9 protein-coding genes and 1 pseudogene are annotated in these 7,567 nt (G+C 65.5%); 4 read left to right on the top strand and 6 right to left on the bottom strand.

All coding sequences use genetic code 11. The annotated features are described in order from the left end of the window. The 3 genes and pseudogenes from GJ633_RS11820 to GJ633_RS11830 all read right to left on the bottom strand — a co-directional run. Positions 1-246, bottom strand: a pseudogene (locus GJ633_RS11820) (shikimate dehydrogenase); the annotation flags it as partial. Between the two features lie 112 nt (positions 247-358). Continuing rightward, positions 359-1,486: a DUF373 family protein gene (locus tag GJ633_RS11825; protein ID WP_321169052.1), complete on the bottom strand. Its 1,128-nt coding sequence runs from the start codon at positions 1,484-1,486 to the stop codon at positions 359-361. Next, positions 1,483-1,668, bottom strand: coding sequence for a hypothetical protein (locus tag GJ633_RS11830; protein ID WP_156588987.1), 186 nt, complete (start codon positions 1,666-1,668; stop codon positions 1,483-1,485). Before GJ633_RS11830 ends, GJ633_RS11825 begins: the two co-directional genes overlap by 4 nt. Positions 1,669-1,733: 65 nt before the next feature. On the opposite strand from GJ633_RS11830, the gene GJ633_RS11835 reads away from it, so the two are divergent. Further along, on the top strand, positions 1,734-2,423 hold the full coding sequence (locus GJ633_RS11835) for a 2,5-diamino-6-(ribosylamino)-4(3H)-pyrimidinone 5'-phosphate reductase (RefSeq protein ID WP_156588988.1): 690 nt from the start codon (positions 1,734-1,736) through the stop codon (positions 2,421-2,423). A 236-nt stretch (positions 2,424-2,659) separates the two neighbouring features. Next, the gene (locus GJ633_RS11840) at positions 2,660-3,583 is read left to right on the top strand and encodes a coiled-coil protein (RefSeq protein WP_156588989.1); all 924 of its coding nucleotides are present in this window, start codon (positions 2,660-2,662) and stop codon (positions 3,581-3,583) included. 131 nt (positions 3,584-3,714) lie between these two features. Here the strand turns inward: GJ633_RS11840 and GJ633_RS11845 are convergent, their stop codons facing one another. Together GJ633_RS11845 and GJ633_RS11850 are read right to left on the bottom strand one after the other, a co-directional pair. Then, entirely contained in the window at positions 3,715-4,992 is a 1,278-nt protein-coding gene (locus GJ633_RS11845; protein WP_156588990.1) for an RNA-guided endonuclease TnpB family protein, read from the bottom strand. Continuing rightward, a complete protein-coding gene (locus GJ633_RS11850; RefSeq protein WP_156588991.1) occupies positions 4,989-5,144 on the bottom strand; it encodes a DUF2080 family transposase-associated protein in 156 nt (51 codons plus the stop codon). The genes GJ633_RS11845 and GJ633_RS11850 overlap by 4 nt, the downstream gene beginning before the upstream one ends. Positions 5,145-5,197: 53 nt before the next feature. Between GJ633_RS11850 and tnpA the strand changes: the two genes are divergently transcribed. Both tnpA and sppA read left to right on the top strand, forming a co-directional pair. Continuing rightward, complete coding sequence (gene tnpA / locus GJ633_RS11855; RefSeq protein ID WP_156588992.1) at positions 5,198-5,596, top strand: IS200/IS605 family transposase; 399 nt, start codon at positions 5,198-5,200, stop codon at positions 5,594-5,596. 119 nt (positions 5,597-5,715) lie between these two features. Continuing rightward, positions 5,716-6,651 (top strand): signal peptide peptidase SppA, encoded by a 936-nt coding sequence (sppA, locus tag GJ633_RS11860; protein WP_156588993.1) that lies wholly within the window; start codon positions 5,716-5,718, stop codon positions 6,649-6,651. 28 nt (positions 6,652-6,679) lie between these two features. Here the strand turns inward: sppA and GJ633_RS11865 are convergent, their stop codons facing one another. Continuing rightward, entirely contained in the window at positions 6,680-7,006 is a 327-nt protein-coding gene (locus GJ633_RS11865) for a hypothetical protein (protein WP_156588994.1), read from the bottom strand. Between the last annotated feature and the right edge of the window lie 561 nt (positions 7,007-7,567).

Genomic DNA, 7,567 nt, shown 5'->3' on the forward strand with positions numbered 1-7,567 from the left:
GCCGATCCGCTCGGCGAGCGGGGCCGCGTCGACCGCGTCGAGGACGTCCCGCTTGAACGGGATCGTGACGTTGAGCCCCGCGACGCCGAGCGCGGCCGCCCCCTCGACCGCCGCGACCGCGGCGTCGGCGTCCGGCTCGAACGTCACGTACCGCGCGTCGATCCCGAGCGCCTCGTAGCCCGCCTCGTGCATCGGCGGCGACAGGGAGTGCTCGACCGGGTTCCCGATCAGTCCGTACGCGTCCATGCCCGCTCACGCGACCGCGACCGACAAAAGCCGCCCGATCGCGGGTCATCAGCGCGTCCGTCCCGATCCCCCGAGAGTGCGCCCGGTCAGCGGTCGTCATCCGCGTTCCCGGTCAGCGGTCGCCGTCCGCGTCCCCCTCGATGACGTCTTCGAGCGTCTCCGTGCCGACGTCGCTCGCGACCTTGACGCCCACGAGCGAGACGACGATCCCGGCGACGATGAACGCGGCGAGCTGCTGGACCGGCGTCACGCCGACGCCCCGGAGTTCGAACGGCTCGAGGAGCGCCTCCTGCGCGAGGAAGTAGCCCGCGAAGCCGCGGACGACGAGCGCGACCGCCGCGATCACGAACGGGAGGTTGAGGTACTGGGTCCGGATCCCCTCGTCGCGGATCAGCTCGTCGAGGAGCCGGCCGACCGCCGCGGTCACCCCGGCGAGCGCGCACCACGGCACCGCCGCGTACGTGAACTCCATCACGTCGACGAGCTGGAGCGTGTCGCCGGTGACCTCCGAGGCCGACAGCACCCCGAAGAAGCCGCCGACGAGCGCCAGCCCCGCGGCGACGACGTACGTCACGATCGACACCTGCCCGGCGTACAGCGCCTCGCGGACCCGCTCTGGCACCCGCGCCACGAACCGGTCGACGGCCAACCCCTTGTACAGAAGCGCCGCGCCGAGCAGTCCCGCGACGCCGGCGACCGCCTCGCTCGCCGAGAACCAGTAGAACAGCGCGGGGAGCAAAAGCAGCGCCACGCCGAACGGCACGAGCACCGTCGAGCGGAGCTGCTCGTCGGCGAGGAACTGCTTGAGCAGGTAGTAGGTCGACTCGATGTCCCGGGCCTGGCGGACGACGACGCGGTCGACCGAGTCGACGGACACCCGCGACTCCACTATCGGGAGGACGCGCTCGTCCTCGGCGGAGTCGACGACGACGATCGCCGCACGGGGGTCGTACCGGTCGACGAGGTCGTCGAGCTGCGCGGCGATCGATCGGTCGGCGCCGACCGCCGAGTCGCTCTCGGCGGAGACGACCGCCACGACCGCCTCCTCCCGCTCGTCGCGGAGGTCGCGGGCGACCCGCAGCGACTCCAGCAGACAGTTGACGCTGGCGTCCTCCGGGTCGTTGAGCCCGGCGTCGGTGACGAGCGACCGGACCGCCTCCCAGCCGGCGACCGGCATCGGGACGTTCGTGGCTCGGCCGATCGCGCCCGAGCGGTCGACACAGATGACCAGCGTCGTCACGGCTCGACCGTCGATCCGGCCGGATAAAAATCTCCCTGTCGTCTCAACGCGCCGCCGACGCTGACTCCGGTGCCGGCCCGAGCCGGGTTGTGGGAAGTACCGTCCGCGTCTCGGGTCGCCCCCTCGTACGGCCCCGTGGCACCGCTGACGACGTCGATGAGGAACGCGGGGAGGAGCCCCACGATCCGGGTCGGGACCGCCGATCCGGACCGAAACGACCATTCGCCGCCCGGACGACGCCTCGCGTATGCACGTCGTCGTCAACGCCGCCCAGAGCGTCGACGGGAAGCTCGCGACGCGGCGCCGGGAGCAGCTCCGCATCTCGGGGCCGGAGGACTTCGACCGGGTAGACCGCGTCAGAGCCGCCGCGGACGCGGTGCTGGTCGGGGTCGGCACCGTCCTCGCCGACGACCCGCACCTCACGCTCGACGAGGAGGACCGTCGGGTCCAACGGCTCCGGAGCGGACGGTCCGGCGACCCCGCGCGCGTCGTGGTCGACTCGACCGGCCGGACGCCGACCGACGCGCGGATCCTCGACGACGCGGCGACGACGTACCTGCTCGCCGCCGAGGCGCTCGACCCGGAGCGACGCGAGGCGTTGACTGCGGCCGGCGCGGAGGTCGTCGTCGCCGGCGCGGAGCGCGTGGATCTCGCCGCGGCGTTCGACGAGCTGTCCGAACGGGGGATCGACCGTCTGATGGTCGAGGGCGGCGGTGAGGTGATTTACTCGTGTTTCGCGGCGGAACTCGTCGACGAGCTGCACGTGTACGTGGGATCGATGATCGTCGGAGGACGCGACGCGCCGACGCTCGCCGACGGCGAGGGATTCGTGGATTCGTTCCCGCGGCTGAAGCTGGTCGACACCGTCCGTCTCGACGACGGTATCGTCCTCTCCTACCAGGTCGACGCGGCCGACGAGACGCCGGGCGCAACCTGATTCAGCTATCGTGGTGTGTGACCGCTCAACACGGATCGCCGAGTACACGGCCCGTGCTACCGGGTTTCACCCGATTCACCGAAGTATTTATATGTCGCCCCGTGGTAGTATCGGGCACCAGAACGCCTCCGGCGCTGGTGGGATCGCACGCTGAAATGAACGGGAGCTCTTGTGAACGGCCCGACGCACGACGGCGAGCGATCGCTATCCCCGGAGCGGTGATGGAGAGATAAAAAATGGTAACGAAAGAAGAAGTCATCGAGCAGTACGACATCGAAGCGATGGACGAGGCGGACAACGTGGACCTTTCTGAAGACGACCTGGAGAACGGCTCGAAGGGTCAGCTCATCAAACGCGCCGGGCAGCTGCGAGACCGACGCAACGAGCTGAACCAGATGGCCTCCGAGCGCGCCTCGAAGCGCGACGACCTCAACGCGAAGACCCGCGAGAAGGTCGACGAGGCCCAGGAACACCGCGAGAAGCGCGACGAGCTCAACGAGCAGGTCCAAGAGCACAAAGACAAGCGCAACGAGCTCAACGCCGAGGCCAACGAGCTGTTCGACGAGGTCGAAGAGCTCAAACAGGAGCTGGAACTCGGCTCCGGCAAGTCTATCGAGGAGCTCGAAGAAGAGATCGAAGACCTCGAGTTCCGCCAGCAGACGGAGGTTCTCGACGCGGAGGACGAGCGCGAGCTCATCGAGAAGATCGACGACAAACGCGAGAAGCTCGCCGAGAAGAAAGAGAAGATCGACGACACGAGCGAGCTCGACGAACTCGTCGAGGAGGCCGAGGAGGTCCGTTCCGAGGCGTCGAAACACCACCAGAAGGTGACGGAGCTCGCGGACAAGGCCCAGGAACACCACAACCAGATGATCGAGGCCTACCGCGAGGCCGACGACATCCGTGACGAGGCCGACGAGATGCACGAGCTGTTCGTGGAGGCGCAGGAGGCCGCCGACCGCCACCACGAGGACTTCGTGCGCGTCCAGAAGCGCCTGCGCGAACTCGACAAGAAGGAGGAAGAAGAGCGCAAGGACGAGCGCGCCGAGAAGCGCGAGGAAGAGAAGGAAGAGGCCGAAGAGATCTACCAGAAGTTCAAGGAAGGCGAGACCCTCGACACCGAGGACCTGATGAAGCTCCAGAAGACGGGGCTCCTGTAAGCTCGGGTCGCCTCTCCCGACGCGGTCGGTTTTTTTGCGGTTTTCCGTGTGACTGCTCCGCACTGCAGCACACGCCGACGTGAGTGGACGAGTGAACTGCCTCGGGGTCAAGCCCCGAGGCTTCCCGTGGGTTAGTCGGACACTCCCGCAACACCATCGGCAAGGTGGCCTGTAGCGGTGTCGTGGGTCACGGTCGGGGCGTCCACGGCCCCCGATGCCCGCCGTCGCACCTTCCGCACTTGGGGAAGGCTGTTGAGAGCGGGCACATTCCAATTCTGATGCTTCTTGATGCCTTTGACGGCGATATTGACGCTTGCACTACGGTCGCTGTGGTCTTGACTCCCACAGTCCTTACACTTGAACCGCTTCTTGTTGCGATTCGCTCGCTCGGCGTGCCCACACATCGGACACCGTTGACTCGTCTTGTACGGGTCAATCCATCCAGTCGGGATGCCCTCGAACGACGCCTTGTACGACGTATAGAACTGTAGGGCGCGGAAGGGGAGGTGGTGCAAGCGTCGGTTCATCCGCGTGCCGTAGTCGATACTGTCGCGCATCTCTTTGAGGTCTTCAAAGACGATACACGGCTTCTCGAACTGTTGACTCCACTCCACGATGTGACGGCTTACTTTGTGGAGTCGGTCGTGGACGAACCGTTCCTCACGCCCTTTCAACGTGTCGTGAGTGCTCTCTTTCTCCGCGTTCTGGACGCGCTTCCGCATCGTGAAGTAGCGATGGCGCTCGAACTTGATCTCGGGGAAGTCGATAACCAGCGTATCCTCGACGCCAACTTCGGAAAGCGCGGTGAGAGCCACGTTGTCCTCGTTCACGTCCACGCCAACGACAGTCCGCGAGTCATGCTTGTCTCGGACAGTCTGTCCGGTGTTGGTGACGTTGACGTGCAATTCAGGGGTGTCGTTGTGGAACAGGGCCTCCGCCGTCCCGATCTTCCACTCGTCGCTTTCGAGTGCGGTCTTGAGAATGTCGAGGTGTGCGTCGTCGCCTTTGAGGATGCCTTTGACGTGGTTATACGGCTTCGCGCTGATTCGGAATGCCACGTCCCCGTCGTCTGTGATTGACAGGTTGTATCCTTCCTCGTAGTTCGCACGAAGCGGGTACGCGCCCTCCTTGGTGTGGCTCGGTTGGCCGAAGTCGTCGTACTCGTAGTAGTTCTCCATCGCACCGAGAGCCTTGGCGACGACGCGCTGAGTCGTGTTCTTCACGAGGTTGGCGTCGTCTGCCACGCGGTCGGGAATTGTGTCCCAGTCCACGCCTTGCTTAGCGAGACGGATAGTTTCGTTGTACACCGACCGCGCTTCGAGGGTGGCGTCGTACAGCAGGCTCTCGTTGTCACTCTGGATGTCGAGTTGGAAGTCCAGCGTCTTGACGAGAGCCTGTGCGCCGGTCATTCTTCGTCTTGTTCGGTGGGTTCTGAGGTTCGGACGACCTTCACATCCGCACCACGCCAGCGTTTGGGAACGGTGACGTGGGCGCTGTTCCCGAACCGTTTGACCTCGCCGTCGAGAACTTCCTCGCCGGCGATTTCAAAGCGATCCGTCATACCTATGTATATCTTTTGTATATACTTAACTGTGTCGGCGACGGGTTCTCAATATGGGTGAGAAGCGGTCGAATCACACGGTGTACAACGTCAATTATCATTTCGTGTGGTGTCCGAAGTATCGACACTCAATACTCGACTCAATTGAAGAATCGTTGGAAGCGAGTTTCCGTGGCGTGTGCGACGAGTACGGCTACGAGATATTGTCGCTCCACATCTCGCCTGACCATGTACACCTGTTCCTCTCTGCCCATCCGAAGCGCGCACCGAGCGAGATCGTGCGGACAGTCAAGAGCATCACGGCACGAGAAATGTGGCAACAGCACGAACCGTACTTGGAAGAATATCTGTGGGGCGATGGGTTCTGGGAACAGTCGTACTATATCGGAACAGCAGGGGAGGTGTCAAGCGAGACGATAGAACGATATATCGAACGAACAGAACACGTTTGAGTGTCGGCTTCACCCTCGGGGTCAAGCCCCGAGGCACTCGCCTTGCTCATCTGTAGACGGCGCCAGAACAGCGGGACGCCGGCAACAGCATATAAACCGCCTCGCCACCAACCGACGGTATGGACGACGACGCGCGTTCGAACGGAACGCAGCTCCTCGCGGCCGCCGCGGTCGGCGCGACGGCGACGGTCGCCGGCGGGCGACTCCTCGCCAAGCTCACTCGCGGCCGGTTCGGTGATGCCGAGGAGTACAACACGGCGAAGGTGTCGGTGTCGGGACCGATCAAACGCGACACCGGCCGCCCGTCGCCGCTGTCGAAACCGGGCGGGGCGACCGCCGATGACGTCGTCGAGCAGATCGAGGCCGCAGACGAGGACGAGAACGCCGCGGCGTTGCTTCTCGAGCTCAACACTCCCGGCGGCGAGGTGGTCCCGAGCGACGACATCCGGCGGGCGGCCGTCGATTTCGACGGTCCCACGGTGGCGTACGCCACCGACCTCTGTGCCTCCGGCGGCTACTGGATCGCCAGCGGCTGCGACGAGCTGTGGGCCCGCGACGCGAGCCTCGTCGGGTCGATCGGCGTCGTCGGATCGCGGCCGAACGCGGCCGACCTCGCCGACAAGCTCGGGATCTCCTACGAACAGTTCACGGCCGGCGAGTACAAAGACGCCGGCGTCCCGCTGCGGGAGATCGAAGAGGACGAGCGCGAGTACCTTCAGGGGATCGTCGACGGCTACTACGAACAGTTCGTCGAGACCGTGAGCGAGGGGCGCGAGATGGACCCCGAAGCGGTCCGCGAGACGGAGGCGCGCGTCTACCTCGGGACCGACGCGCTGGAGATCGGGCTGGTCGACGAGCTGGGAACCGGCGACGACGTCGAAGCGCGGCTCGCCGACCTGCTCGGCGAAGAGCCCGAAGTGCGCGAGTTCGAACCCGAGCGGGGGCTCGCAGAGCGACTCGGGATCGGCGCCGAACGCGTCGCGTTCGCGGCCGGTAGCGGCGTCGCCAGCGTCTTCGCCGACGAGGGCGGGGACCTCGACGTCGAGCTGCGGTAAACCCCGGACTGGGGCGTGTGGCCGCGGGTCAGGTCGTCTGCGACGGCGACCACGTGTGCAGCCGGTAGATCAGGCGGAGCACGGCGACGACGATCGCTGCCCCGACGAGCAGGCCGACGGACGCCGGAAGCTCCGTCACGGACGCGACCGCGCCGACCAGGGTGACGGCGACGCCGATGCGGAGGATCGTGTTGCCGGCAACGTCCCGGACTACGTCGTCGGGAATCGACGAGCTCGACTCGCTGTATCCGGCGAGCAGCCACGTCCAGCCGCCGAACTTGACGAGGGCGCCGATCACCGTGACGAGGAGACCGCCGGCCAGGTATTCGAGGGCGAGGGGATCGAACGGGACCATGTGTCCGTGATGGGTCCAGCGGCAGTATAGTTTTGACCCCCTCTAATAGCCGCGATCGGCTCGATCGCTCCAGACCAGGGGCGCGCTTGCGGGTTCGCGGCACTGGCGTTCGTGCTCCTCCCGGCGGCGTCGTCACGTTCCTCGTTTCGGTCGTCTTCGAGGGTGTCATAACATCATTCACCCACCGTATCGAGTCGCCGTGAATCGGTCAGTGTAGGTGAGAGAACGAATGATTGCGGTGGCGCGCCCGGGAGCGGGCCGGAGGCCCGCGACCGGAGCGCGAGGGATGCGGTGAGCGCTCGAAGAGCGCGAACCGCGAGGCTGGGGACGGCGTGAGGTGCTGTGCGGTGCCGTTCGGGTCGGGACCCAAAGGGGCAGCCGTGAGGGCGAAGCCCGGCGACGTAAGGACCGCAGACCGTGAATGAAGTGAACGGTCGAGGACCACAGCGAGCCGCGCGAGTCCTCACGGCTGGGGCTTTGGTGAGTGTTCTTCCCCGGTGGCCACCGACCCATCTCGAACGTCCCGAGTTCGCTCAACTATCCCTCTATCGTACCACTAGC

Origin of the sequence: Halorubrum sp. CBA1125, from assembly GCF_009742825.1 — an archaeon.
Lineage (GTDB): Archaea > Halobacteriota > Halobacteria > Halobacteriales > Haloferacaceae > Halorubrum.

Excerpts from the sequence above, each read along its gene's own strand:
- sppA (WP_156588993.1), top strand. The coding sequence starts at position 5,716 with ATGGACGACGACGCGCGTTCGAACGGAACGCAGCTCCTCGCGGCCGCC.
- GJ633_RS11840 (WP_156588989.1), top strand. The coding sequence starts at position 2,660 with ATGGTAACGAAAGAAGAAGTCATCGAGCAGTACGACATCGAAGCGATG.
- GJ633_RS11835 (WP_156588988.1), top strand. The coding sequence starts at position 1,734 with ATGCACGTCGTCGTCAACGCCGCCCAGAGCGTCGACGGGAAGCTCGCG.
- GJ633_RS11865 (WP_156588994.1), bottom strand. The coding sequence starts at position 7,006 with ATGGTCCCGTTCGATCCCCTCGCCCTCGAATACCTGGCCGGCGGTCTC.
- GJ633_RS11845 (WP_156588990.1), bottom strand. The coding sequence starts at position 4,992 with ATGACCGGCGCACAGGCTCTCGTCAAGACGCTGGACTTCCAACTCGAC.
- GJ633_RS11850 (WP_156588991.1), bottom strand. The coding sequence starts at position 5,144 with ATGACGGATCGCTTTGAAATCGCCGGCGAGGAAGTTCTCGACGGCGAG.
- tnpA (WP_156588992.1), top strand. The coding sequence starts at position 5,198 with ATGGGTGAGAAGCGGTCGAATCACACGGTGTACAACGTCAATTATCAT.